This window comes from Streptomyces sp. SAI-135, assembly GCF_029893805.1.
GTDB lineage: Bacteria > Actinomycetota > Actinomycetes > Streptomycetales > Streptomycetaceae > Streptomyces.
The window spans coordinates 1,755,462-1,780,864 of record NZ_JARXYP010000002.1; the positions used below are offsets into that span (position 1 = coordinate 1,755,462).

Sequence of the window (25,403 nt, forward strand, 5' to 3'; positions counted from 1 at the left end):
TGCCCATGAGCACGACCCGTCCCCCTCAGTCCCTGAACCCGAGCCCCACGACGTCCGAAGACGGGGCGCTGGGCTGGTTCCGCGCCCTCGGTCCGCGCGGTCGCCGCGCCTTCGCCGGCGCCTTCGGCGGTTACGCCCTCGACTCCTACGACTACTTCACGCTCCCGTTGAGCATGGTCGCGCTGGCCGCCTACTTCGGCCTGGACAGCGGCCAGACCGGCCTCTTCACCACCGTCACCCTGCTCGCCTCCGGCATCGGCGGTGCCCTGGCAGGGGTGCTGGCCGACCGGGCCGGCCGGGTCCGGGCGCTGATGATCACGGTGATCACCTACGCGGTCTTCACCGTGGCCTGCGGCTTCGCCCCGAACTTCGAGTCGCTGCTGGTCTTCCGTGCCCTCCAGGGACTCGGTTTCGGCGGTGAGTGGGCGGTCGGCGCGATCCTGGTCGCCGAGTACGCGAGCGCGAAGCACCGGGGCCGCACCCTGGGCGCGATCCAGAGCTCCTGGGCCGTGGGCTGGGCCCTGGCCGCGATCGTGTACACGCTGGTCTTCTCGGTCTTCGACCCCGACACCGCCTGGCGCGTGATGTTCTGGACGGGCGCGCTGCCCGCACTGCTGGTCGTCTGGATGCGGCGGCAGGTGAAGGACGCCCCCGAGGCGATCGCGGTCCGCGAGAAGAGTGCCGGAAAGGGCTCGTTCGCAGCGATCTTCAAGCCGGGTCTGCTGCGTACGACGATCTTCGCGGGACTGCTGTCCACCGGTGTCCAGGGCGGCTACTACACGCTCGCCACCTGGGTGCCGACGTACCTCAAGAGTGACCGCGGACTGTCGGTCGTCGGCACCGGCGGCTATCTGACCTTCCTGATCTCCGGCGCCTTCCTCGGCTATCTGACCGGCGGCTATCTCACCGACCGCCTGGGCAGGCGGCGCAACATCTGGCTCTTCGCCCTCCTGTCGGCCGTCTGCATCGTGGCCTACGGCAACATCCCGAGCGGAGCCGACACCTGGCTCCTGGTCCTCGGGTTCCCCCTCGGGTTCTGCATGTCGGCGATCTTCAGCGGCTTCGGGTCCTATCTGAGCGAGCTGTACCCGACGGCCGTGCGCGGTTCGGGGCAGGGCTTCACCTACAACGCCGGCCGGGCGATCGGCGCGGTCTTCCCGACCACGGTCGGCTTCCTGGCCGACAGCTGGGGCGTGGGCGGGGCACTCGTCTTCGGCGCCCTCGGCTACGGCATCGCCGCACTCGCCCTGCTGGGGCTGCCGGAGACCCGCGGGAAGGAGCTCGCATGAACCGCACGCAGGACCGCCCCCTGACCCTCGTCGACGAGCACGCGCACGCGTGGAGCCCGGCAAGCGCACGCGCCCGCTTCCGGGCGGGGCTGACCGGCCCCACCGCCGGGGTCGCCGCCGGCCACACCCAGGTCAACCTGATCTCGGTGCCCGCCGACTGGGCGTACGACATGCTGCTGTTCTGCCAGCGCAACCCCAAGCCCTGCCCGGTCCTCGACGTCACCGACGCCGGCGACCCGACCACCGTCCTCGCGGAGGGCGCTGATCTGCGCACCGATCTCCCGCGCTACCGGGTGTGGGAGGACGGCCGGCTGATGGACGAGCCGACGGACGTGCGCGCACACTGGCGTGAAGACCTCGTTTCGTTCCTGATCGGGTGCAGTTTCACCTTCGAGTGGGCACTTTCGGAGGCGGGCGTCCCGATCCGGCACATCGAGCAGGGCCGGAACGTTCCGATGTACGTGACCAGTCGACAGTGCCGTCCCGCGGGGCGGCTGCACGGACCCATGGTGGTGTCCATGCGCCCGGTGCCGCCGCAGCACCTGGCCGCGGCCCTGAGGGAGAGCGCTCTGCTCCCGGCCGTGCACGGCAGCCCCGTGCACTGCGGCGATCCCTCCGGGCTCGGCATCGACGACCTGGCCCGCCCCGACTTCGGTGATGCGGTGGCCGCCGAACCGGACGACATCCCGGTGTTCTGGGCCTGCGGAGTGACCCCGCAGGCCGCGGTGATGGCCTCGCGCCCGCCGTTCGCCATCACGCACGCGCCGGGGCAGATGTTCCTGACGGATGCCCGGGACGAGCAGTACAGAGTGGCCTGAACGCCTTGGGCATCTCTGAGGACTCGAAAGGAGACACGAGACCGCCATGACCTCGATCGATCTCAACGCCGACCTGGGCGAGGGCTTCGGCCGCTGGCAGCTCACCGACGACGAACAGCTGCTGTCCGTCGTCACCAGCGCCAACGTGGCCTGCGGGTTCCACGCCGGGGACGCGGCCACCATGCGGCGCGTCTGCGAACTGGCGGCCGAGCGCGGGGTCCGCATCGGCGCCCAGGTCTCCTACCGGGACCTGGCGGGGTTCGGGCGGCGCGCGATGGACGTGCCCCCCGCCGAGCTGACGGCCGAGGTCGCCTACCAGATCGGCGCCCTGGAGGTCTTCGCCCGGGCGGCGGGCACGCGCGTGTCCTACGTCAAACCGCACGGCGCCCTCTACAACCGGGTCGTCCACGACGAGGAGCAGGCCGCGGCGGTCGTCGACGGCGTGCTCCTCGCCGACGCCACGCTGCCCGTGCTGGGTCTGCCCGGCTCGCGTCTTCTGGAGGCCACCGTGAAGGCGGGTCTGGAGGCCGTGACGGAGGCCTTCGCGGACCGCGCCTACACCGAGGAGGGCACCCTTGTGCCGCGCGGCCAGGAGGGTGCGGTGGTCACCGATGCCGTGGCGGTGGTGGAACGCTCGCTGAGCCTGGCCCGCGACGGCACGGTCACCACCCACTCCGGTGTCCTCGTCGAGGTCGAGGCCCGCTCCCTGTGCCTGCACGGCGACACACCGGGCGCGGTCGAACTGGCCCGACGGGTGAGAATGCGTCTCGTGTCCTCGGGCGTCCGAGTGGAGGCCTTCGTATGAGAGCACTGCCCGTCGGGGACGGCGCCCTGCTCGTCGAGGTGTCCTCGGGCGAGGAGGCACAGGCCCTGCACGCCGAGCTGGTGCGCCGTCGCGCCGAGGGTTCGCTGTCGGTCGGCGAGATCGTCCCCGCGGCCCGCACGGTCCTCCTGGACGGCCTCGCCGACCCCGTCGGCCTGGCCGCAGAACTCACCGCCTCCGAGGTACCGGCCGCGCTCCCGCGCGCGCGGGAGGTGATCGACCTCCCGGTGCGTTACGACGGCCCGGACCTTGCCGACGTCGCCGCGCACTGGGGTGTCTCCCCCGAGGAGGTGGCCCGCGTCCACGCCGGAACCGAGTTCACGGTCGCCTTCTGCGGCTTCGCGCCCGGTTTCGGCTACCTCACCGGTCTGCCCGCCCGCTACGACGTGCCGCGCCGGGCCACCCCTCGTACGGCCGTCCCGGCCGGCTCGGTGGCGCTCGCGGGCCCGTACACCGGCGTCTACCCCCGCTCCTCGCCGGGCGGCTGGCAGCTCATCGGAACCACGGACGCCGTTCTGTGGGACCACGCGCGCGTGCCGGCCGCCCTGTTGTCGCCGGGGACGCGGGTGCGCTTCGTGAGGGCGACATGACGGACCGCGCCCTCTTCGTCGTCCGGGCCGGAGCTCTGACCACCGTCCAGGACCGGGGCCGCCCGGGCCACGCCCACCTCGGCGTGCCTCGCTCGGGCGCCCTGGACCGCCCGGCGGCCGAGCTCGCCAACCGTCTGGTCGGCAACAGCCCCGAGGCGGCCGTCCTGGAGACCACGGTCAACGGCTGTACGCTGCGCCCCCGTTCGGCGGTCACCGTGGCCGTCACGGGCGCCCACTGCCTGATCACGGTGGACGGCCGTCCGGCGGCCTGGGGCGCACCTGTGGACGTACCGGCGGGAGCACTGCTGACCGTGGGAACGGCCGTGTCGGGACTGCGCAGTTACGTGGCCGTCTCCGGCGGGATCGCCGTGGAGCCGGTCCTGGGCAGCCGTTCCACGGACCTCCTGTCGGGGCTGGGCCCGCCGCCCCTCACGGACGGGGCGGTACTCCCCCTCGGCACGCCGCGACCGCTGCACACGCGCGTGGACACCGCGCCGCAGCCTGCGCCGCCCTCGGAACTCGTCCTCCGCGTCACACTGGGCCCACGGGTCGACTGGTGTACCCCGGAAGCGATCCGGGCCTTCACCTCCCGCACCTTCCAGGTGTCCCCGGCGAGCAACCGCATCGGCCTGCGCACGGAGGGGCCCGCCCTGGAGCGGGCGTTCGACGGTGAACTCCCCAGCGAAGGCATGGTTCTGGGCGCCGTCCAGGTTCCCCCCGACGGCCGGCCGGTGGTCTTCCTGGCAGACCACCCGACCACCGGCGGCTACCCGGTGATCGGCGTGGTCCGCGGGACGGACCTCCCCCGAGCGGCTCAGGCGGTGCCCGGAATCCCGGTGCGCTTCGTGGAGGTACGGCGCCGCTGACTTGCTCAGGGCGGGCGCGGGGAACCGCGCGACCAGTCCCCACGCATCCGCGCCCGCACCGGCACCGGCACCGGCACCCGCACCCGCACCCGCACCCGCACCCGGGACTCAAGCCGCCTCGGCCCCCTGCTCCTGCCCGGACAACGCGGCCAACGCCAGGGACACCGCATGCGCGGCCCGCAGATCGAGCCGCGCGCCGGTCCCCCGCGCGCGATGCCGCATCTCGTCCAGCGCCAGCGTCACCAACTGGGGCAGCAGATCGGTGCACCGCCGCGCCACCCACCCCGTACCCGCCGTGGCCAGCCACCGCAGGCTCGCCGACTTCGTGGGCACGGGAGACTCCGGCTCGGCCGAGGGCGCGGCCCCGGTCGCGACACCGCGCTCCGCGAGCGCCGCGTGGAACCGCACAGCGAGCTGCCGATGTCCCCGCTCCGCGGGATGCAGCCGGTCCGCACTCCACATCGCACGGTCGGTGGTCCAACTCCCCTCGGCCGCGTGCAGATGCACCGCCCCGTACCGTTCGGACAGCGCGTGCACCACCGCGTTCACCGCCCGCTGCCGCCGGGCCAGCGGACGCGCCAGCGCGCCGGGCAGCCCGAGCATCGTGCCCGGGTCGGGCAGACACGCCGTCAGCAGGACGGCGCCCTGCCCGGTGAACGCCGCGTAGACCTCGTCGAGCCGCGCGGCCACGGCATGGATGTCGAAGGTACAGCGCAGGGTGTCGTTGACACCGACGACGACCGAGACGACGTCCGGCCGCACCTCCAGCCCCAACGGCGTCTGCCGCTCCAGCACATCGCGCGTCTGCGCCCCGCTGACCGCGAGCTTGGTGAACTCCACGGACTCGGCGAGCCCGTCGGCGAGCAGCTCGGCCCAGCCGCGCCACGCCCCGCCGACGGGGTCGCCCACGCCCTCGGACAGGGAGTCACCGAGGGCGACGAAACGGACGGTTCTCATGACGCGCCCCTGCTCATGCCACGCCCCCCGGCACGGAGCGCCGTACGAGGACCTCCGCGTCGTGCGCGGCGAGGAACGCCCGGACCGCGGTGTCCCACCCGAAGCACTCCGCACGCGCGCGTGCGACCTCGCGGCGCTCGGTCTCGGGCCGTTCGAGCAGCATCTCCACGGCGTCCGCGAAGGCCTCTGCCCGGTCCGCGGCGACCGCTCCGGCCGACCCGATGACCTCCGGCAGGGCGGAGGAGGCGCTCACCACGACCGGTGTGCCGCACGCCATGGCCTCCAGCGCGGCGAGCCCGAAGGTCTCGGCGGGTCCGGGGGCCAGGCACACGTCGGCGGTGGCCTGGAGCGCGCCGAGCAGCCCGCGGTCGCCGACGTGACCGAGGAAGGTCACCGGCAGCCGCCGTTCCCGGGCCCGCTGCTCCAGGCGCGGCCGCAGCGGCCCGTCCCCGGCCACCACGAGCACCGCGCGCCGGCCTCGGCGCACCAGGGACTCCACGGCGTCCAGAGCCGTGCTGGGCCGCTTCTCGACGGACAGCCGGGTGCACGTCACGAGCAGGGTCTCGGTCTCGCGCGCGTACCGGGCCCGCAGTCCCGCGTCGCGCAGCGCCGGGCGCCGCTCGACCAGGTCGACGCCCAGCGGGGCCCGTACGACATTGCGCGCGCCGATCCGCACGAACTCCCGCTCGGCGAACTCGGTGGTGCACACCACGCGCGCGTAGGTGTGTGCCGTACGGACGTTGAGGGCGTCCGCGGCACGCCGGGCCGCGCCCTCCGGCAGGCCCCAGGTGCGCAGCACGCCGTCGGCGGTCTCGTGGGAGACCATCACGGCGGGGACGCGGGCACGCCGGGCCCATTTGCCGGTCCACCTGAGGGTCGTGCGGTCACAGACTTCCAGCCGGTCGGGGGCGAGCTCCTCCAGGAGCCGGGCCACCCGCCGCTTGTCGGCGAGGACGCGGTAGCCGCCGGTGCCGGGCAGCAGCGGGCCGGGCAGGGTGACGATCCGGCCCTGCTCGGTGTGGCGGTCGCTCGCCCGGTCGCCGGGCACGACGAGCACGCACTCGTGCCCGGCGGCCCGGTAGCCCTTGCCGAGCTCGCGCAGGGCGGTGCGCAGACCGCCCGAGGCGGGCGCGACGAAGTTGGCGAGACGGACGATCCGCAGCGACTGTGCGCTCATGCCGCCACCGCCGTCCTGCGGCCGCTGAGCACGGCGGCGTAGTGGCCGATCAGCTGGTCGCCGACGGCCGCCCAGGTGCGGCCCTCGACCATGGCCCGCGCGGCCGCGCCGAACGAGGCCCGCAGGGCGGGGTCGGCGGCCAGGGACCGCACGGCGTCCCGTACCGCGGCCGGGTCGCGGGCCGGGACGAGGAACCCGGTGCGCCCGTGGGCGACCAGGTCGAGCGGGCCGCCGGCGGCGGGCGCGACGACCGGCACTCCGCTCGCCATGGCCTCCTGCACGGTCTGGCAGAAGGTCTCGAAGGGGCCGGTGTGCGCGAAGACGTCGAAGGAGGCGAAGATCCGGGCCAGTTCGTCGCCCGTGCGGCGGCCCAGGAAGACCGCTCGGGGCAGTGCCTGTTCGAGGTGGGGCAGGCTCGGCCCGTCGCCGACCACCACGACCTTGACGCCCTCCAGGCGGCACGCGTCGGCCAGCAGCTCGATGTGCTTCTCGGGGGCGAGACGGCCGACGTAGCCGACGATCGTCTCCCCGTTCGGCGCGAGCCGCCGGCGCAGCGCCTCGTCGCGCAGGTCGGGGCGGAAGCGGACGGTGTCCACGCCCCGCGGCCACAGCTTGACCCGGGGCACGCCGTGCGCCTCCAGGTCGCGCAGGGAGGCACTGGACGGGGCGAGGGTGAGGTCGGCGGCGGCGTGGACGGAACGGATACGGCGCCAGGCGGCGGCTTCTCCCGCGTGCACGTAGGTGCGGGCGTATCCGGCGAGGTCGGTCTGGTAGACGGCCACGGCGGGGAGGCCGAGCCGGGCGGCGGCGGCCATGCCGCGGACGCCGAGGACGAAGGGGCTGGCCAGGTGGACGACGTCGGCGCGGTGCTCGGCGATCGCCGCGGCCACGCGCCTGCTGGGGAGGGCGACGCGGACCTGGGGGTAGCCCGGGAGGGGGAGGGAGGGGACACGGACGACGGGGCACGGCGCGAGGGTGTCCGCGCCGGACGCGGGGCCGGCCGCGGTGGCCGGCGCGACGACGAGCGGAAGGTGACCGCGATCTACGAGGTGCCGGGCGGTCTGGAGCGCGCAGTGGGCCACGCCGTTCACATCGGGGGGAAAGGATTCGGTCACTATGACGACACGCATAGGGGTGTTCTCGCCGCACCGGACGTGGCCACGTCAACGTGGATCTTTGCGAACGATGAACGTCCCATGAGCGTTGCGCTGCGCACCCGAGCAGGTCAGGCGGCGTCCATGCGCGCCTGACCCGCGGGTCGTCCCGAGTTCACCCGCGGGTGCGACGGGGCCCGCGGGTGGGCATCCGGAGGTGGTCTCACATGGCCGCGGTGTCCGGTCCGATACGGCTGCGGACGGCTGTCTGGACCTCGGCCTCCTCGGCCGGGTCGGCGGCCAGCCGGCGCAGTCGCTCCACTACGCGGGCGTCACCGGTCTCGGCGTGCCGGGCGGCGATCTCGCGGGTGGTCTCCTCGCAGTCCCAGAGGCACTCGACGGCGAAGCCGGTGGCGAAGGAGGGGTCGGTGGCGGCGAGGGCGCGGGCGGCGCGGCCGCGGAGGTGGGAGGAGGCGGTCTCCCGGTAGATGTGGCGCAGGACGGGGGCGGCGCAGGCGATGCCGAGCCGTCCGGTGCCGTCGACGAGGGTCCACAGGGTGGGTGCGTCGGGTCCCTCGCCCCGTACGGCCTCCCGGAGGGCTGCGAGCACGAGGTCCCGGTCCTGGGCTCCGCCCAGGCAGGCCAGCATGCGTCCGGCGGCGGCGCCCAGCGGATCGGGCCGTCGGGCCCAGCCGCGTGCGCGGTCGACGGCGGCGATACTGCGCATGCGTTCGAACGAGTCGAGGGCGGCCTCGACGACGGCCGGTGAGCCGGTGGCGACGGCCAGCTCGATCAGGTCGAAGGCGTCGGGATCATTGCTGTCGGCGAGGTAGCGCAGCGCGGTGGACCGGGCCCCTTCGGTGCCGTCCTTGGCCGCCGCGAGGATGTCGGAGCGGTCCTCTGGGCCGGCCACGGCGGCCAGACAGCGGGCGGCGGGAACATACAGCACGGCCCCCCGCTCGACGCCCTGCTGGGCCCAGTCGAAGACGGCCTGCACGCTCCACCCGGGGCGGGGTCCGGCGGGTCGCATCTGGCGTTGCCAGCGGTCGAAACAGCCGGCTTCCTGAGCGGCACGCACACGCGTGGAGACGGATTCGCGCGGATCGTCGGCCCACAGCCGCCAGGGCCTCGGTTCGAAGGCGTCACGCACGGCAGCGGCCAGTTCGGCCTCGCCCTCGGAATCGGTCCCGAAGCGTGCGAGCACGGGCGCGGCGAGGGCGCGCAGGCCGGCGTCGTCGTCCCGCAGTGCCAGTTCGTCCAGCGCCCAGGCCCAGTTGGAGCCCGAGGCGGCGTACCTGCGCAGCAGTTCGAGCGCGTCGCGCCTGCCGTAGGAGGCGAGGTGGCCGAGGACGGCGAGGGCCAGGCCCGTGCGTGACTCCTCGGTGTCGAAGACGTCGTCCACCTCGAAGAGGTGCGCCTCGATCTCGTCCAGCTCGCCACCCAGGTCGAGGAAGAGACGGGCGTAGTACAGCGAGCGGTTCTCCACCTGCCAGTCGTGGCGGGGATCGCGCAGCACGCAGTGGTTCAGGGCCGCGAGCGCCTCGGCGCGCGGGGCGGTGAGCGCGTGCAGCGTGCCGTCGCCGCGGCCCCGCTGGAGCAGGCCGAGCAGCGTACCGCTGGGCGCTATGACCGGATCGAACATGGGAAACAGCCTCACATCAAGCGTCGACGCAACCGGGGACGTGCATTACCTGGCCGCGTGACAACACGTCGGGGCGCCCGCCGTTTCCTGCTTGCTGCAAGCCATCTTCCTCTGCCTCTCGTCGGTGGCCCATGCGGACCCGCATCACGGTCCGCGCGGTGCGGCATCACCTGCCCAACCATCACGTCCGTGAACCACGACGTCATGATGACTCGGCACTTCCATCTGCCGCGACCGAAATTTCGGCGGCCCTGTACCGCCTCCCCCGTTGTCTGTGTTTTCGCTGGTCAGAACATATGTGTCAGTGCGCTGCGAACAACTCGAGCAGTTCCGTCCTGCCGAACATGCGGGCGGTGTCGAGAGCCGAGGGGGTGCCCTCGGCCGGATCGGCGCCGCTTGCCAGCAGGGCCTCGATGACGTCCGTGGAGCCCTTGAAGACGGCCCCGGCCAGGGGCGTCTGCCCCCGGTCGTTGACCCCGCCGGCCGCCGCCCCGCGGGCCACGAGCGCGCGCACCGCGTCCGCGTGACCGTGATAGGCGGCGAGCATCACGAGCGAGTCCCCGCGGTCGTTGGTGAGGCCCGCCGGAACACCCGCGTCGACGTACGCCACGAGCGCCTCGGTCTGCCCCTGCCGGGCCAGATCGAAGATCTTGGTCGCCAGCTCCACGACCTCCGGGTCGGGGGCTTCACTCATCGGCCGGACCGCCTCTCATACAACCGTTCAGGTGAATCGCAAGGGTACTGGCTCGCGGTGCAGATGACCCGAAGTGCCGGACGTAAGGATCACCAGGGCTCCGCCAACCAAGTGAAAACGCGAAAAATTCATTCATTTGCACCTTTTGTCGTATGGATACATGCTGTGATGCTGGAAGTACTCATGGTGACTGTCCCCACGAACCAGGAGCACCGAAAATGATCCTCTCCATCTCGGGTGTCGTACTGCTCGGCATCGTCGTCTTCATCTTCTTCCGCAAGGACGGGCTCAAGGCCTCACATGCCCTGATCTCGGCGCTGTTCGGCTTCTACCTGGCCAGCACGGCCATCGCCCCGAGCATCAAGGCCGGCGGCGAGAGCCTGGCGAGCCTCCTCGGCGGCATCAAGTTCTGACGCCGCCCCTCCCGTCCGTACGCACCTCCAGGAGACAGCAGTGGCCCGCCGCCCCCTCCCCCGCATCCTGAGCACAGGCAGCGCCCAGATCGCCCGGAGCCGGGAGCTGGCCCGGACGGCGGCCGACAGTGCCACCGACGTCCTCCACCCGCTGATCACGATCACCCGTGGTCTGCGCCGGCTGGCCTCGGCCGGGCGGCGCAGGTGGGCCGAGACCCCCAAGGACAAGCGCGGACCGCTGCTTTTCCTGGTGGCCTCGGTGGTCCTGGTCGTGGCACTCGTGCCGTACGGCCCGCTGCTCGCCGTCATCAGCCTGATGGCGGCGGCAGCCTGGCAGGGCCGGGACCGCAAGCCGCCGGAGCCGGACGGACCCGACGAGTCGCAGACCCAGCGCCTCCAGTCGCTGTACGAAGCGCTCGTCCCGTACTTCTCGGCGGCCGAGGACCCGGCCCCGCTCTACACCCACGGCGGCGAGTGGGAGAAGGCCTTCCCGGCGTACGACTTCGACGCCACCGGCCGCATCACCCACCTGCTGGTCCGCTACCCCGCGTACTTCACCGACGGCGAGGCCGAGTCCCGGGCCCGCATCGAGCAGTTGCTGCACGCCAAGTCGGGCCGCGGCCGCGAGTACCACTTCAGCTGGGACGAGGAGGGCAACGAACTCACCGTCACCGTCCTCGCCCCGCTGCCCACCGACATCGCCGCCCAGCGTTTCGTCACCGCCCCGGGCGAGACCGTCCTCGGCTTCACGGACCCCACCCGGGTCCAGCGCACCCTGCCGCTCGGCTACGGCGACGCACAGCGCGACGTCCCGCCGGTCGTCTGGCGCACCGGCATCCGCTCCACCGAGCCGCACCTGCTGGTCATGGGCCAGCCGGGCAGCGGCACCTCGACCCTGCTGCGGTCGATCGCGCTCCAGGCCCTTCAGTACGGCGATGTGGTCATCGTCGAGGGCGGCGGCACCGGCGAGTACGCGTGCCTGACCGGGCGGGACGGCGTCCTCGCGGTCGAGTGCGGGCTGGCCGGGACCCTGGCGAGCCTGGAGTGGGCGGCGACCGAGACGGAGCGCCGGCTGATCGCGGCCAACCGCGCCCGGCAGGCGGGTCATCCGCCGCCCGAGGACACCAAGCGTCCGCTGTGGATCCTCCTCGACCGTCCGAGCGCCTTCACCCACCTGGCGGCCGCGGACGGCCGCAAGGATCCGCAGTCCCTGCTCCAGGTCCCCCTGCGGCACGGACGCGCGGCGAACGTCACGGTGGTGGTGGCCGACCAGTTCGACAGCGCGGAGGCGCTCAGCGATCCGGTACGTCAGCACACGCGCGCGCGTGTCGTGCTGGGACCCGCGACGGCGGAGCAGTTGGAGACCTTCCTGGGAGCGCCTCCGCACACCACCCCGGTGACCGAGGTCCCGCCGGGCCGCGGGTACGCCCGTCTCGGGGCGGGCCCGGTGCATCGCCTCCAGGTGCCGGCGACCCCGGACCCGTACGACGACGCGACGAGCGAGGCGGACCGGCAGGCGGTCCTGGCGCTGCTGCCGGAGCGCACGACCCCGGCCGACGGGGAGACGGTCCCCTCGGAGGCCGACGAGAAGACGGTCCTGTCCAAGGCCGACACCGAGACGGTTCCCTCGGAAGCGGTGGTCGCGGAAGCGCCGTAGCCGCCCGATCGCAGGCAGCCGCCGCACACCGGTCAGGCCACGAACGTGCGCGGCGTCTCCCCGCCCCCGGACCCTCCGCTCTCCACGACGCGCGCCGCCGCGGCCAGCCGGGCCGCGGCCTCCTCCGCCACCGCACCCGCCACGGTGAACGGCAGACGCACATAGCCCTCGAAAGCACCGTCGACCCCGAAGCGCGGCCCCGACGGGACCCGCACCCCCACCCGCTCACCGACTTCCGCCAGCCGCGACCCGGACAGTCCCCCGGCCCGCACCCAGAGCGTCAGACCGCCCTGCGGCACCTCGAACTCCCATGAGGGCAGCTCCTTGCGCATCGCGGTCACCAGGGCGTCCCGGTTCTCCCGCGCCTGGCTCCGCCGCAGCTCGACCGCCTGCTCCCAGCCGCCGGTGCTGAACAGCCAGTTCACGGCCAGCTGCTCCAGGACGGGCGTCCCGAGGTCGGCGTAGGCGCGTGCGGCGACCAGGCTGCGGATCACGTCCGGCGCCCCCCGGACCCAGCCGATCCGCATGCCCGCCCAGAACGCCTTGCTGGCGGAGCCGACGGTGACCACCGTGGACCCGGCCGGGTCGAAGGCGCACACCGGCCGCGGCATCGAGACGTCGTCGTCCAGCCACAGTTCGGACATCGTCTCGTCCGCCACCAGCACGGTCCCCGCGGACCGCGCCGCCTCCACCAGCTGCCGCCGCTGGTCCTCGTCGGCCAGCGCACCGGTCGGGTTGTGGAAGTCGGCGACGACATAGGCGATGCGCGGCGCCGCGTCCCGCAGCACCTGACGCCAGCGGTCGATGTCCCAGCCGGTCAGCCCCTGCGCCATCGCGACGGGCACAAGGCGGGCGCCCGCCTCCCGCATCAGCTGGAGGATGTTCGCGTAGGACGGGGACTCCACCGCGATGCGCTCGCCCCGGCCGCCGAACAGATGGCAGATCGCGTCGATCGCGCCCATCGCACCGGTCGTGACCATGATCTGCTCGGGCATGGTCGGGATCCCGCGCGCGGTGTACCGCTCGGCGATCATCGCCCGCAGGGCCGGAAGACCCGCGGGATAGTCGCCGTGCGTGTGCGCGTACGGCGGCAGCTCCTCCAGGGCGCCCTGCACCGCACGCGTCAGCCACGGTTCGGGCGCGGGCAGGGCCGCGCAGCCCAGGTCGATCATGGAACCGAGAGCCTCGGGCGGGAGCGGTTCGAGACCGCGCGCGGGGAGCGGGTTCCCCGCGGGCACGGCCGTCCAGCTGCCCGCGCCGCGGCGGGACTCCAGGAATCCCTCGGCCCGCAGCGCCTCGTAGGCCGCCGCCACGGTCGTACGGCTCACGGACAGGGACAGGGCCAGCTCACGCTCCGCGGGCAGGCGGGCGGCCACCGGGACGCGGCCCTCCAGGACCAGCAGGCGGATGCCGTCGGCGAGCGCGCGGTAGGCCGGCGGGCGGCGCGTGCCGGGGCCGGCCGGGCGGTCCTGCTGGGAGTTGAGCAGCCGGGCGAGCTGCGCCGCGCCCACCGCAGAGGTCCACTGCGCCACTGAAATCAGTCCACCTTCCCCGGATTGGCCATGGTTGGCCGGTCATTCCAAGCCACAGGGTGTCATGTGTCAGGCCACTACCACCACTGGGAGATCCGCCTTGTTCACGCAGAGCCGTCTGGGACGACGGTTGATCCAGCTGTACGCCGGACTCGCTCTGTACGGGATCAGCTCCGCGCTGCTCGTCGAGGCGGGCCTGGGCCTGGAGCCCTGGGGCGTACTGCACCAGGGGCTCGCCGAGCTGACGGGTCTGTCGATCGGTGTGGTGTCGATCGCCGTGGGCGCGGCGGTACTGCTCCTGTGGATCCCGATGCGCCAGCGGCCGGGACTGGGCACGGTCTCCAACGTCTTCGTGATCGGCGTCGCCATGGACGCCACCCTCGCCGCGGTCCCCGACGTGCACGGGCTCGCCGCACGGATGGCGCTGCTGCCGGCCGCGATCGTGCTGAACGGTGCGGCCACCGGCCTCTACATCGCGGCCGGATTCGGTCCGGGCCCGCGGGACGGTCTGATGACCGGGCTGCACCGGCGCACGGGACGCTCGATCCGGCTGATGCGGACCACTGTCGAGGTGGCCGTCGTGGTCACCGGATTCGCGCTCGGCGGCACCGTGGGCGCGGGCACCCTCCTCTACGCGCTGTCCATCGGCCCGCTCGCCCAGGTCTTCCTGCGCGTGTTCGCCGTTCCCCGGGCATCCGACGGCAGCACGGTCGTTGCCGGCGGGCAACCCCGGGGAGCGATACTGCGACCGTGACCTCGCGGATACGCCACCCCTACCTCGACCATCCCGGCCCCATCCCCTTCGCCCACCGGGGCGGGGCGGCGGACGGCCTGGAGAACACCGCGTCGCAGTTCCGGCGGGCGGTCGAGGCGGGCTACCGGTATCTGGAGACCGACGTCCACGCCACCGCGGACGGCAAGCTGGTCGCCTTCCACGACACGACTCTGGACCGGGTGACCGACGGGGCGGGCCGGATAGCGGACCTGCCCTGGGCGGAGGTACGGCACGCGCGCGTGGCGGGCAGGGAACCGGTGCCGCTGTTCGAGGAGCTCCTGGAGACCTTTCCCGAGGCGCGCTGGAATGTCGACGTCAAGGACGAGCCCGCCCTGCGGCCGCTCCTGGACCTCCTCGAGCGCACCGGCGCCTGGGACCGGATCTGCGTGGGCTCCTTCTCCGAGGCACGGGTGATGCGCGCCCAGCGGCTGGCCGGGCCGCGCCTGGCGACGTCGTACGGCACCCGGGGGGTGCTCAACCTGCGACTGCGGTCCTGGGGAGTGCCGGCGGCACTGCGCCGCTCGGCCGTCGCCGCCCAGGTGCCCGAGGCGCAGTCCGGCATCCAGGTGGTCGACCACCGCTTCGTGCGCGCCGCCCACGCGCGCGGGCTCCAGGTGCACGTGTGGACGGTGAACGAGCCCGATCGCATGCACCGGCTCCTGGACCTGGGAGTCGATGGCATCATGACCGATCACATCGACACACTGCGCAAGGTCATGGAGGACCGGGGCGTCTGGGTCTGACCCTGTCCGACCCGCCCGTTCCCCGGTCCGCGCACGGCACCTTCACGGGGAAGCGAGGGCACGGGTGGGTACCGACACCGTGCGGGCGGGCGCGGCGGACGAGGCCGCCGAGCGGCGGCGTGAACAGCGCGGCTGGTACTTCTACGACTGGGCGTGCTCCGTCTACTCGACGAGCGTGCTCACCGTGTTCCTCGGTCCCTATCTGACCTCGGTCGCCAAGAACGCGGCGGACGGCGACGGCTATGTCCATCCGCTGGGCATCCCGGTGCGGGCCGGTTCCTTCTTCGCGTACTCGGTGTCCCTGTCGGTGGTCGTCGCCGTGCTGGTGATGCCCCTGGTGGGTGCCGCCGCCGACCGCGGCGGCCGCAAGAAGCCCCTCCTGGCTGCCGCCGCCTACACCGGGGCAGCCGCGACGACCGCCATGTTCTTCCTGGGCGGCGACCGCTATCTCCTCGGAGGCGTCCTGCTGGTCGTCGCGAACGCGGCGCAGTCCGTGGGGACGATGCTCTACAACTCCTACCTCCCGCAGATCGCCCCGCCCGAGGAGCGCGACGCCGTCTCCTCCAAGGGCTGGGCCTTCGGCTACGCGGCGGGCGCCCTGGTGCTGGTCGGGAACCTCGTGCTCTACATGGGCCACGACTCCTTCGGCCTCTCCGAAAGCGCCGCGGTCCGTATCTGCCTGGCCTCGGCGGGACTGTGGTGGGGCGCCTTCGCGCTGATTCCGCTCCGCCGGCTGCGCGACCGCCGCTCGTCCGCGCGCAAGGCCGAGGAGCCCACGGTCCCCGGCTTCCGGCAGCTCGCGGCCACTGTCCGCGACATGCGCCGCCACCCGCTCACCCTGGCCTTCCTGCTGGCGTACCTGATCTACAACGACGGCATCCAGACCGTGATCTCCCAGGCGTCGGTCTACGGCTCCGAGGAACTGGACCTCGGGCAGTCGACGCTCATCGCGGCCGTGCTCCTGGTGCAGGTGCTCGCGGTGGCGGGAGCGCTGGCCCTGGGCCGGCTGGCCCGGACCCACGGGGCCAAGCGGACGATCCTCGGGTCACTGGTCGCCTGGGCGGTGATCCTGGGCGCCGGGTACTTCCTGCCCGCCGGCGCACCCGTGTGGTTCTTCGTCCTCGCGTCCGGCATCGGGCTCGTCCTGGGCGGCAGCCAGGCCCTGTCCCGCTCCCTGTTCTCGCATCTGGTCCCGCCCGGCAAGGAGGCCGAGTACTTCTCGGCGTACGAGATGAGCGACCGGGGCATGAGCTGGCTGGGGCCGCTGCTGTTCGGGATCACCTACCAGCTGACCGGAAGCTACCGGGACGCGATCATCTCGCTGGTGGCCTTCTTCGTCATCGGGTTCGCCCTGCTCGCGCGGGTTCCGGTGCGGCGGGCGATCGGCGACGCGGGCAATCCCGTACCCGAAAGGATTTAGCGTTCAACACCAAAGCGCTGTAGTGTACGCGTTTGGCCTGCCAGGCGTACCGTTACTGCGCGTCAAAGATGTCGAAACGCTGGGTGACATCTGCTAGCAGATGTGACAAACCGGGCGCTGGTGGGTACAACAAGGGGCGGCTACGACGGCGACGCATTGCCCGGGACGGGACCCGGAACGGGAATCTTTACCGCCGACCGGACGTTGACCGGTATGACGACGACAGCGACACCTGTCCTGTGGGCGACAAGCCCGGGAGGCACGATTCATGAGTGAGCGAGCTCTTCGCGGCACGCGCCTCGTGGTGACCAGCTACGAGACGGACCGCGGCATCGACCTGGCCCCGCGCCAGGCCGTGGAGTACGCATGCGAGAAGGGGCACCGCTTCGAGATGCCCTTCTCGGTCGAGGCGGAGATCCCGCCGGAGTGGGAGTGCAAGGTCTGCGGGGCGCAGGCACTCCTCGTGGACGGCGACGGCCCTGAAGAGAAGAAGGCCAAGCCCGCGCGTACGCATTGGGACATGCTGATGGAGCGACGCACCCGAGAGGAACTCGAAGAGGTTCTCGAGGAGCGTCTGGCGGTTCTGCGTTCCGGCGCGATGAACATCGCTGTTCATCCCCGGGACAGCCGCAAGTCGGCCTGAGCGGGAAACAGCGCATACAAGTAACCGCGGGCGCGGTACGTGACTCACGTACCGCGCCCGCGGTTTCGTGCTGCCCGCGCCCGCCTCAGCGGGTGAGCGGAGGCTTCCGGTCCTGCGGGGTGTCCCGCGGCCCGTCGTGCGCGTCGCGGATGACCTCGCCCCGGACCACCTTGCCGTCGGGGTGGTGGATCCTGGCCTGCTGGAAGGCGTCCCCCAGGGTGCCCGGAGCGGCCGCGCGGAGCCTGCGGTCGAAGGTGCGCTCGGCGTAGCGGCCGACCGCCTTCTGGACCGGCGGGATCAGCAGGAGCAGGCCCACCGCGTCGGAGAGCAGGCCGGGGATCATCAGGAGCAGGCCGCCCAGCATCATCAGGCCGTTGCCCGAGCTGCCGGAGCCCGAGGGGGCGCCGCCGCGCTGGAGCGCCTCGTTCAGGTTCTGGAAGGCGCGGCGGCCGGCCCGCTTGATGACCACCGAGCCGAGCACGAAGCCGGCGACCAGCAGCAGGAACACCGCGAATCCGCTCGCCGCGCCGGCGACCACGGTCAGCAGCCAGATCTCCAGCACCAGCCAGGCGGCGACGCCCAGCGGCAGGAAGGTGCGCGTACGGGAACGGCGGGGCCGGGCGGGGTACGGGGAGGTCGGAGCGCCTGTCGTCATGCGTCCAGTGTGCCTGGCCGCGGCTCAGCACGGCATAAGGGACCGATCGACCGCGCCGGTGCGGCCGTCGGGCTAGGGCTGTGCGCGCTTTCCCCGCGCGGTGATCCTGCCGACCCGCTCCCCCACGCCCCAGGTGGTGACCCGCCACAGGGCCTCCACGAGGATGTCGCGGCTCATCTTGGAGTCGCCGAGTTCGCGCTCGACGAAGGTGATCGGCACCTCGACGACGTGGTAGCCGGCCTTGACCGCGCGGCGGGCGAGGTCGACCTGGAAGCAGTAGCCCTGGGAGGCGACGTCGTCGAGGCCGAGGCCTTCGAGGGCCTCGCGGCGGAAGGCGCGGTAGCCGCCCGTGATGTCCTTCAGGGGCAGGTCGAGGGCGACGCGCGAGTAGAGGCTGCCGCCGCGGGAGATGAACTCGCGGGACTTCGGCCAGTTCACGACCCGGCCGCCGGGTACCCAGCGGGAGCCGAGGACCAGGTCGGCGCTCTTGAGGGCGGTCAGCAGCCGGGGCAGTTCCTCGGGCTGGTGGGAGCCGTCGGCGTCCATCTCGACCAGGACGCCGTACCCGTGCTCAAGGCCCCAGCGGAAGCCCGCGAGGTAGGCGGCGCCGAGGCCCTCCTTGCCCTTGCGGTGCAGGACCTGGACGTGGTCGTCGGTGGCGGCGAGTTCGTCGGCGAGCTTGCCGGTGCCGTCGGGGCTGTTGTCGTCGGCCACGAGGACGTGCGCCTCGGGGACGGCCTTGCGCACCCGGCCGACGACGGCCTTGATGTTCTCCGCCTCGTTGTAGGTCGGAATGATCACCAACGCCGTGCCGAGCGGGCCGAATCGCCTCTCCTGGCCCGTGTGGGTCCCGTCGCCGTCGTTCACCGCTGCCCCTTCGACTCATTGCGCAGGCGTCCACCATAGTGCGCGCGGCCTGCGATGACGTGACAAGGCGTTCGTATGCTGGTGTCGTTTCCACAAAAGCGGGGTAAGAATCCCATTTTTGCCGCCGTGGCGGAATCTCCGCCTCCTGCGGATGGGGGCCCGGCGCCCTTCGGGCCGACCTGGGGCCCGCTGGCTGCGGGTCGACCGAAAGCCGTTGTCTACTGAGCGCCCGGGCCCCACCCGGGTCACACCTCCCCGGCCGGACGGAACGTTCCCGCGCCGTGGCGCGAGCGCTGAGCCTGGCTCCCAGTGGCGGTGTTCCGGTGCGGCACACCGTCCCTGACCCAGCGGCGCTGCGACGACTGGGCGGAGGTTTCCGCGGTCGGGCGTCCGGTGGTGGACCCGGCCGAACCTACCGGCCCCCTGCCGTCGGCTGTCAACAGTCGTTCCACCTGCGCATCTTCCGTCAATGCCCTGGTCAGGGCAGAGGATGCGCAGGTCGCGCGACAGCGGGGCGGCGGGTGATCGGCACCGCGCCACCCGCACAGATCACTCGCCCGGCCGTACGAAGACCGTCCGTCCGCCGACCACGGTGCGCAGGCAGACGGGCAGGTCACGGCCGGGGGTCAGGTCGGGCAGGCCGGGGGTGCCGGAGCGGGGGTCGGTGGACCAGCGGGCCACCCGGTCGTCGGGGGCCTGCACGACCAGCTCCTCGGTGCGCCACACGGCGTAGTCGGCGGGGGCACCGGGCACCAGGACGCCCGCGTCGTCCCGGCCGATCGCCCGCCAGCCGCCGCGGGTGTGCGCGGTGAAGGCGGCGCGCACGGAGACGCGGTGCTCGGGAGTGCGGTGGAAGGCGGCCGCCCGGACCGTGCCCCACGGGTCGAGCGGGGTGACGGGGCTGTCGGAGCCGAAGGCCAGCGGGACGCCGGCCCGCAGGAGGGCCGCGAAGGGGTTCAGACGCCTCGCCCGCTCCCGGCCGAGGCGCCGGGCGTACATGCCGTCCTCGCCGCCCCACAGGGCGTCGAAGGCGGGCTGGACGGAGGCGGTCAGCCCCAGCTCGGCGAAGGCGGCGATGGTCTCGGGGGTGAGCATCTCGACGTGCTCGACGCGGTGCCGGGCGGCGCGGACGCGGGCGAGGCCGAGCTTCTCCGCGGCGGCACGGACGCCCTCGACCACGGCGGTCACGGCCGCGTCGCCGATGGCGTGGAAGCCGGCCTGGAGGCCCGCCTCGGTGCAGGCGACGACATGGGCGGCCACGGCCGCGGCGTCCAGGTAGGCGAGTCCGGTGTGGCCGGCGTCGGTGTACGGCTCGTGCAGGCACGCGGTGTGCGAGCCGAGGGCGCCGTCCACGAAGAGGTCCCCGGCGGCGCCGAGCGCGCCGAGCTCACGCGCCCTGGCCACCCCTTCGTCGCCCTGCTCGGCCCAGTAGCCGACGACCCGCGGGCCGGCCTCCCGCTCGGCGAGTCGCAGGAGACCCGTGAAGTCGTCCTCCGAGGAGATCTCGGGCCCTGCGCATTCGTGAACGGTCCCGATGCCGAGGGATGCGGCACGGGCGAGGGCGGCGCGTTGCGCCTGCGCGCGCTGGGCCGGGGAGACGGAGGCGAGGGCCTTCGAGCGGACCGTGTGGTGGTCGTCGGCCGTGAGGGGGCCGTCCACCGCTTGGAGGGTCGTCATGTCGAGCAGTGCCGTCGTCACCACGGCCGAGTGGACGTCGATGCGGCTCAGATAGAGGGGACGGCCGCCGGCGGCCTCGTCGAGCTCCGCGCGCGTGGGCGGTCGGTTGCCGGGCCAGCGGGCGGCGTCCCAGCCGTGGCCCAGGAGGACGGAGTCGTCGGGGCGGGCGGCGGCGAACTCCCGTACGAGGGCCAGGGCGGCGTCCAGGGAGGGCGCGTCGGACAGGTCGAGGCCGGTCAGCGCGAGGCCCGTCGCGGTGGTGTGCACATGTGCGTCGGTGAACGCGGGGGTGACCAGAGCGCCGTCCAGATCCACGACCTCCTCGACGCCGTCGGCGAAGGCGTCGGCGGCGCCCTCCGAGCCGACCCAGGCGACTTGGCCTCGCTCCACGACCATCGCCGTGGCGAACGGGTCGGCGGGGCTGTGTACCTCGCCTCGGCGCAGGAGGACGGTCTTCGGTTCACTCATGGGGACAGTTTCGCAGGGGGCTGCGCGCGGCAGGGCTGCGGGTCGATGGCCGGTACCGGGACGTCGTGGCTGGTCGAACAGTTCCCGGCACCCCTGAGGAGCCGTGGCGCCCGTGGGGTCAGATGCGCGGCGGTCTGGCCTCGTACGGGGTGGACAGCACGACCGTGGTGCGGGTCGAGACGCCCGCCAGCGACCTCAGGCGGGCCAGCAGCTCCTCCAGCTCGTGGGGGGTCGCCACCCGCACCTTCAGGATGTAGTTCTCGTCGCCCGCGACGCTGTGGCACGCCTCGATCTCGGGGACGCCCTTCAGGCGGTCCGCGATGTCGTCGGGGGCGCTGGGGTCGAACGGTTTGACCGAGATGAAGGCGGTCATGGGCAGGCCCACCGCCTCGGGGTCGACCACCGCGGCGTACCCGCGGATGACACCCCGCTGCTCCAGCCGGCGCACCCTCTGGTGCACGGCCGAGGTGGACAGGCCCGTGGCCTTGCCCAGGTCCGTGTAACTCATCCGCCCGTCCTTGACGAGCAGCTGCACGATTTGTCGGTCCAGCTCCTCCATGGCGCAAGAACCTACAGTGCGCCTGATCTCCTCCGATACCTGAGCGCCCCAGGTCATGCCCGGTTCGTGATGCGACCGAGAAGTGCCTGTGAGCCGCCTGAGGGACAAAACGACCGCCAGGGGCATCTGCGAGGGGCATGTGACGAAGGCCACACCCCTGCGAGAGCCTCCGTGATGTTCTCGTGATTACCGCCATGGCGGGACGGGAAGTGCTTGCTGTGGTCGAGGCCGCAGTGCCTTCACGGCCCAGCCCGAGGGGGAGAACCCAATGCAGAGTCTTCAGCGCCCTGGTCGTACCGCGCCCAAGCGCCTCCAGGCGGTTGTCGAGTCCGAGCCGGAGGGCGTCGAACCCGACGCCCTCGACGACGACTTCGACGCCTACGACACCTTCGAGATGTACCGGGTGATCTGCCCGGACTGCGCGCAGCCCATCGCCCTGCTGGCGGACGAGGAGGTGCTGCCGGAGCACGCGCTGTGCGCCTCGCCGTGGAATCCGTTCGGCCTCACCGTCTGCGCCGGTACGGGTCGCAAGGCGTCCGAGGCGCGGTCGGCGGACGAGTCCGCCGAGCCCCAGGAGCAGGACACCGCCCTGCTGTTGACGCTCCCGCAGGGACTCGACTGGCGGACCCAGCCGTTCTCGCACGTCGGCGGACCGGGTTCGCGCCCCATGCGCGTGCCGGTGATGCGCCGCCAGGCCGCCTGAGCCGGTTCGCTCAATCCCCGTAGCTGCCCTGCACCATGGCCCGCAGGCTGCCGTGGTGCAGGATCAGTGTGTCCGGGTCCGCCGGCACGGCGACTTCGCCGAAGTGCGCCTGCCGGTAGGCGATGCGCAGCATGACCGGGGTACTCGTCGAGCGGTACGGGGCGGTCGTCGGTCATGGCCAACCTCCCTGCCGGCGGTTGGCTGACGGTACGTCAGACCGCTGCGGGTGACCAGATGTTCGGCCGGACGTCCGCGAACTCACGCTCGATTGCGGACACCGTGACCCGGCCACCGGCTCCCGCGTTGCCCCGGTATGACCCGTACGTATGCACCGGTCGCCGAATCGGTTCCGCCGAACCCGTCACCCTTCCGTCCGGCTCCGCCGCCACCGCAGGACCCGCCCATCTACCGGGACCTGATGCGCACCTGGGCGAGCGGCGGGCGCACGCTGCCGGGGCGCCACGACCCGGAGTGGGTACGGCTCGCGGCGCCGCAGGTCAGGCCCGGTCAGTTCAGCGCGTCTCCGGACCTGCCAGGTGACGGGCGATGACCATCCGCTGAATCTGGTTGGTGCCCTCGACGATCTGCAGGACCTTGGCCTCGCGCATGTACCGCTCGGCCGGGAAGTCCGCGGTGTAGCCGTATCCGCCGAGGACCTGGACGGCGTCGGTGGTCACCTTCATCGCGGTGTCGGTGCAGTGCAGCTTGGCCATGGCCGCCTGTTTGGCGAAGGGCCGTCCGGCGTCGCGCAGCCGCGCCGCCGCGAGGTACAGCGCCCGGCCCGCCTCGATCTGGGTCGCCATGTCGGCGAGCATGAAGCGCAGCCCCTGGAAGTCGGCGATCGGCCGCCCGAACTGCAGTCGCCCGGTCGCGTAGCCGACGGCCTCGTCGAGGGCCGCCTGGGCCACTCCGATCGCGCAGGCCGCGATGCCGAGCCGTCCGGAGTCGAGCGCGGACAAGGCGATCGCGAAACCCTGCCCCTCGTCGCCGATGCGCCGCGCGTCCGGGACGCGCACCCCGTCGAAGTGGACCTGGGCGGTGGGCGAGCCCTTCATGCCCATCTTCTTCTCCGGTGCCGCCGCGCTCACGCCGTCCGCGTCGGCGGGCACCAGGAACGCGGTGATCCCGCGCGGGCCCTCCTCGCCGGTGCGCGCCATGACGGTGTAGAAGTCGGCGACCCCGCCGTGGGTGATCCACGCCTTGGTGCCGGTGATCACCCATTCGTCGCCGTCCCGGACGGCTCTGGTGCGCAGCGAGGCCGCGTCCGATCCGGACGAGGGTTCGGAGAGGCAGTAGGCGCCGAGCAGTCCGCCGCCGAGCATCGCTGGCAGGTGCTCGACCTGCTGTTCCTTGGAGCCGTAGGTGGCGAGCGCGTAGGAGGCGAGGGTGTGCACGCTGACGCCGAGGCCGACGGTGAGGCGGGCCGCGGCGAGCTCCTCCAGGACCTGGAGGTAGACCTCGTACGGCTGGTCGGCGCCGCCGTGCTCGGAGTCGTAGGGCAGACCGAGCAGTCCGGTCCGGGAGAGCAGGGTGAAGACCTCGCGCGGAAAGTGCCCGGCGTCCTCCTCCTCGGCCGCCTTCGGGGCGATCTCGTGCTGCGCGATGTCGCGGACGAGCGAGATCAGATCCCGGGCCTCGTCCGTGGGCAGTTGCCGGTCCACCGGCTGCGGGGCGCGGTCGGGCATGGCGACGCTCTCCTCCCTGTTGGGGCGCTGGCGGACGCGCGCCGTGGGGTGGGGCGGCTCCGCCGGTCTCACTGGGCGCCTGTCGCTGCTCGCGTCTCCCGGGTCACGGAAGCTGCTGACCAGCGGCTGCGCCCTGTGAGTATGCCCGAAAGGAGACACCCGGTCACTGGTTAACGACCGCTTACTTCAAGATATCTCAGGGCACCGACAACCGGCCTCGCATCGCACCGGGATTGGTCCGAACCATTGACGCGGTGGTCTAGTCCTCCTAGTGTTCCGGCAACGCGTTACCGCGTTCATGCCAATCGGCTGGCGTTCCCCTCTCCCCCACGAGGAGACACCGATGCACGTTCCCCACCGCGCCCGCTTCCGGGCGCTCATCTCCGCCGCGTGTTGTGCGGTCCTCGGCGCGGGCCTGCTGGCCGGCGCGAGCAGCGCCACCGCGACCCCCGGGGCTCCGCAGGCGAAGGCGGCCGGCTCCAAGGTCGTCGGCTACTTCACGGAATGGGGCACCTACGACCGCAAGTACTACGTCAAGAACATCGAGACCTCCGGCTCGGCGGCGAAGCTGACCCACATCAACTACGCCTTCGGCAACGTCACCGGCGGCAAGTGCGCGATGGGCGACGCCTACGCGGCGACCGACCGGACCTACACCGCGGCCGAGTCCGTGGACGGTGTCGCCGACACCTGGGACCAGCCGCTGCGGGGCAACTTCAACCAGCTGCGCGAGCTGAAGAAGAAGCACCCGGGCCTGAAGGTCCTCTGGTCGTTCGGCGGCTGGACCTGGTCGAGCGGCTTCGGCGAGGCGGCCCGCAACCCCGCCGCGTTCGCGCAGTCCTGCTACGACCTCGTCGAGAACTCCAAGTGGGCCGACGTCTTCGACGGCATCGACATCGACTGGGAGTACCCGAACGCCTGCGGCAACACCTGTGACACCAGCGGCCCGGAAGCCTTCAAGAACCTCATGGCGGCGCTGCGTTCGAAGTTCGGCAGCGGTTCGCTGGTGACGGCCGCGATCACCGCGGACGCCACGGCCGGCGGCAAGATCGACGCGGCGAACTACGCGGGCGCGGCCCAGTACGTCGACTGGTACAACCCGATGACGTACGACTACTTCGGCGCCTGGGACGCGGCAGGGCCGACGGCCCCGCACTCGCCGCTGAACTCCTACTCCGGCATTCCCAAGGCCGGTTACCACACCTCGGCGACCATCGCCAAGCTCAGGGGCCTCGGCATCCCGGCCTCGAAGCTGCTGCTCGGCATCGGCTTCTACGGCCGCGGCTGGACCGGCGTCACCCAGTCGGCGCCCGGCGGCACCGCGACGGGTCCGGCGGCGGGCACCTACGAGCAGGGCATCGACGACTACAAGGTGCTCAAGACCAAGTGCCCGGCGACGGGGACGGTCGGCGGCACGGCGTACGCCAAGTGCGGAAACAACTGGTGGAGTTACGACACCCCCGCGACCATCGCGACGAAGATGACGTACAAGAACCAGCAGGGCCTGGGCGGCACCTTCTTCTGGGAGCTGAGCGGGGACACCTCGGGCGGCGAACTGATCAAGGCGATCAACTAGCCGGGGTCAGGTCATGAACTGACCGGTTCCACGGGGGACTTGGGGCGGGGGACCACGAGCCTCCGCCCCTCGCCGGGTCC

25 protein-coding genes and 1 pseudogene are annotated in these 25,403 nt (G+C 72.5%); 14 read left to right on the forward strand and 12 right to left on the reverse strand.

Annotated elements, in window-relative coordinates:
- Positions 1-5 precede the first annotated feature (5 nt).
- Genes M2163_RS12325 through M2163_RS12345 form a run of 5 tightly spaced genes read left to right on the forward strand, consistent with a single transcriptional unit; the run spans position 6 to position 4,386 of the window.
- Positions 6-1,289: an MFS transporter gene (locus M2163_RS12325; RefSeq protein WP_280893976.1), complete on the forward strand. Its 1,284-nt coding sequence runs from the start codon at positions 6-8 to the stop codon at positions 1,287-1,289.
- Positions 1,286-2,107, forward strand: coding sequence for a putative hydro-lyase (locus tag M2163_RS12330; protein ID WP_280893977.1), 822 nt, complete (start codon positions 1,286-1,288; stop codon positions 2,105-2,107). Before M2163_RS12325 ends, M2163_RS12330 begins: the two co-directional genes overlap by 4 nt.
- 46 nt (positions 2,108-2,153) lie before the next feature.
- Positions 2,154-2,912, forward strand: a complete 759-nt coding sequence (locus M2163_RS12335; protein ID WP_280852732.1) for a 5-oxoprolinase subunit PxpA — start codon at positions 2,154-2,156, stop codon at positions 2,910-2,912.
- Positions 2,909-3,520, forward strand: coding sequence for a 5-oxoprolinase subunit PxpB (gene pxpB, locus M2163_RS12340; protein WP_280852731.1), 612 nt, complete (start codon positions 2,909-2,911; stop codon positions 3,518-3,520). Before M2163_RS12335 ends, pxpB begins: the two co-directional genes overlap by 4 nt.
- Positions 3,517-4,386, forward strand: a complete 870-nt coding sequence (locus M2163_RS12345; protein ID WP_280893978.1) for a biotin-dependent carboxyltransferase family protein — start codon at positions 3,517-3,519, stop codon at positions 4,384-4,386. Before pxpB ends, M2163_RS12345 begins: the two co-directional genes overlap by 4 nt.
- Before the next feature lie 108 nt (positions 4,387-4,494).
- On the opposite strand, the gene M2163_RS12350 is transcribed toward M2163_RS12345, so the two are convergent.
- The 5 genes from M2163_RS12350 to M2163_RS12370 form a co-directional block, all read right to left on the reverse strand.
- Complete coding sequence (locus tag M2163_RS12350) at positions 4,495-5,343, reverse strand: SGNH/GDSL hydrolase family protein (protein ID WP_280893979.1); 849 nt, start codon at positions 5,341-5,343, stop codon at positions 4,495-4,497.
- A gap of 13 nt (positions 5,344-5,356) precedes the next feature.
- A complete protein-coding gene (locus M2163_RS12355; RefSeq protein ID WP_280852728.1) occupies positions 5,357-6,520 on the reverse strand; it encodes a glycosyltransferase in 1,164 nt (387 codons plus the stop codon).
- Complete coding sequence (locus tag M2163_RS12360) at positions 6,517-7,650, reverse strand: glycosyltransferase family 1 protein (RefSeq protein ID WP_280893980.1); 1,134 nt, start codon at positions 7,648-7,650, stop codon at positions 6,517-6,519. Before M2163_RS12360 ends, M2163_RS12355 begins: the two co-directional genes overlap by 4 nt.
- 187 nt (positions 7,651-7,837) lie before the next feature.
- Complete coding sequence (locus M2163_RS12365; protein WP_280893981.1) at positions 7,838-9,256, reverse strand: HEAT repeat domain-containing protein; 1,419 nt, start codon at positions 9,254-9,256, stop codon at positions 7,838-7,840.
- Positions 9,257-9,557: 301 nt separating this feature from the next.
- Positions 9,558-9,950: an ankyrin repeat domain-containing protein gene (locus M2163_RS12370; protein WP_280852725.1), complete on the reverse strand. Its 393-nt coding sequence runs from the start codon at positions 9,948-9,950 to the stop codon at positions 9,558-9,560.
- A 218-nt stretch (positions 9,951-10,168) separates the two neighbouring features.
- On the opposite strand from M2163_RS12370, the gene M2163_RS12375 reads away from it, so the two are divergent.
- Together M2163_RS12375 and M2163_RS12380 are read left to right on the forward strand one after the other, a co-directional pair.
- Positions 10,169-10,363, forward strand: a complete 195-nt coding sequence (locus M2163_RS12375) for a hypothetical protein (protein ID WP_007380617.1) — start codon at positions 10,169-10,171, stop codon at positions 10,361-10,363.
- Positions 10,364-10,403: 40 nt separating this feature from the next.
- Positions 10,404-12,020, forward strand: coding sequence for a hypothetical protein (locus M2163_RS12380; protein WP_280852724.1), 1,617 nt, complete (start codon positions 10,404-10,406; stop codon positions 12,018-12,020).
- A gap of 32 nt (positions 12,021-12,052) precedes the next feature.
- Here M2163_RS12380 and M2163_RS12385 read toward each other — a convergent pair whose 3' ends face one another.
- The gene (locus tag M2163_RS12385; protein WP_280852723.1) at positions 12,053-13,552 is read right to left on the reverse strand and encodes a PLP-dependent aminotransferase family protein; all 1,500 of its coding nucleotides are present in this window, start codon (positions 13,550-13,552) and stop codon (positions 12,053-12,055) included.
- A 64-nt stretch (positions 13,553-13,616) separates the two neighbouring features.
- On the opposite strand from M2163_RS12385, the gene M2163_RS12390 reads away from it, so the two are divergent.
- The 4 genes from M2163_RS12390 to M2163_RS12405 all read left to right on the forward strand — a co-directional run bounded on the left by M2163_RS12390 (position 13,617) and on the right by M2163_RS12405 (position 17,133).
- On the forward strand, positions 13,617-14,306 hold the full coding sequence (locus tag M2163_RS12390) for a hypothetical protein (protein WP_280893982.1): 690 nt from the start codon (positions 13,617-13,619) through the stop codon (positions 14,304-14,306).
- Entirely contained in the window at positions 14,303-15,070 is a 768-nt protein-coding gene (locus M2163_RS12395; RefSeq protein ID WP_280852721.1) for a glycerophosphodiester phosphodiesterase, read from the forward strand. Before M2163_RS12390 ends, M2163_RS12395 begins: the two co-directional genes overlap by 4 nt.
- A 64-nt stretch (positions 15,071-15,134) precedes the next feature.
- A complete protein-coding gene (locus tag M2163_RS12400) occupies positions 15,135-16,490 on the forward strand; it encodes an MFS transporter (RefSeq protein WP_280893983.1) in 1,356 nt (451 codons plus the stop codon).
- 268 nt (positions 16,491-16,758) lie between these two features.
- Complete coding sequence (locus M2163_RS12405) at positions 16,759-17,133, forward strand: RNA polymerase-binding protein RbpA (RefSeq protein WP_003977404.1); 375 nt, start codon at positions 16,759-16,761, stop codon at positions 17,131-17,133.
- An 85-nt stretch (positions 17,134-17,218) separates the two neighbouring features.
- On the opposite strand, the gene fxsA is transcribed toward M2163_RS12405, so the two are convergent.
- The 4 genes from fxsA to M2163_RS12425 form a co-directional block, all read right to left on the reverse strand.
- Entirely contained in the window at positions 17,219-17,788 is a 570-nt protein-coding gene (fxsA, locus tag M2163_RS12410; RefSeq protein WP_280893984.1) for an FxsA family membrane protein, read from the reverse strand.
- Between the two features lie 72 nt (positions 17,789-17,860).
- Complete coding sequence (locus M2163_RS12415) at positions 17,861-18,655, reverse strand: polyprenol monophosphomannose synthase (RefSeq protein WP_280893985.1); 795 nt, start codon at positions 18,653-18,655, stop codon at positions 17,861-17,863.
- Positions 18,656-19,204: 549 nt separating this feature from the next.
- The gene (locus M2163_RS12420; protein ID WP_280893986.1) at positions 19,205-20,800 is read right to left on the reverse strand and encodes an amidohydrolase; all 1,596 of its coding nucleotides are present in this window, start codon (positions 20,798-20,800) and stop codon (positions 19,205-19,207) included.
- Between the two features lie 118 nt (positions 20,801-20,918).
- On the reverse strand, positions 20,919-21,359 hold the full coding sequence (locus M2163_RS12425; protein WP_037714765.1) for an Lrp/AsnC family transcriptional regulator: 441 nt from the start codon (positions 21,357-21,359) through the stop codon (positions 20,919-20,921).
- A 268-nt stretch (positions 21,360-21,627) separates the two neighbouring features.
- Here M2163_RS12425 and M2163_RS12430 point away from each other — a divergent pair, with 268 nt between their 5' ends.
- Positions 21,628-22,062 (forward strand): hypothetical protein, encoded by a 435-nt coding sequence (locus tag M2163_RS12430; protein ID WP_280852716.1) that lies wholly within the window; start codon positions 21,628-21,630, stop codon positions 22,060-22,062.
- A gap of 10 nt (positions 22,063-22,072) precedes the next feature.
- Here the strand turns inward: M2163_RS12430 and M2163_RS12435 are convergent.
- Positions 22,073-22,198, reverse strand: a pseudogene (locus M2163_RS12435) (phosphotransferase family protein); the annotation flags it as partial.
- A gap of 177 nt (positions 22,199-22,375) precedes the next feature.
- On the opposite strand from M2163_RS12435, the gene M2163_RS12440 reads away from it, so the two are divergent.
- On the forward strand, positions 22,376-22,612 hold the full coding sequence (locus M2163_RS12440; protein WP_280893987.1) for a hypothetical protein: 237 nt from the start codon (positions 22,376-22,378) through the stop codon (positions 22,610-22,612).
- Here the strand turns inward: M2163_RS12440 and M2163_RS12445 are convergent.
- On the reverse strand, positions 22,575-23,747 hold the full coding sequence (locus M2163_RS12445; protein ID WP_280893988.1) for an acyl-CoA dehydrogenase: 1,173 nt from the start codon (positions 23,745-23,747) through the stop codon (positions 22,575-22,577). The genes M2163_RS12440 and M2163_RS12445 overlap by 38 nt on opposite strands.
- A gap of 343 nt (positions 23,748-24,090) precedes the next feature.
- Between M2163_RS12445 and M2163_RS12450 the strand changes: the two genes are divergently transcribed.
- On the forward strand, positions 24,091-25,323 hold the full coding sequence (locus tag M2163_RS12450) for a glycoside hydrolase family 18 protein (RefSeq protein ID WP_280893990.1): 1,233 nt from the start codon (positions 24,091-24,093) through the stop codon (positions 25,321-25,323).
- The last annotated feature ends 80 nt before the right edge of the window (positions 25,324-25,403 follow it).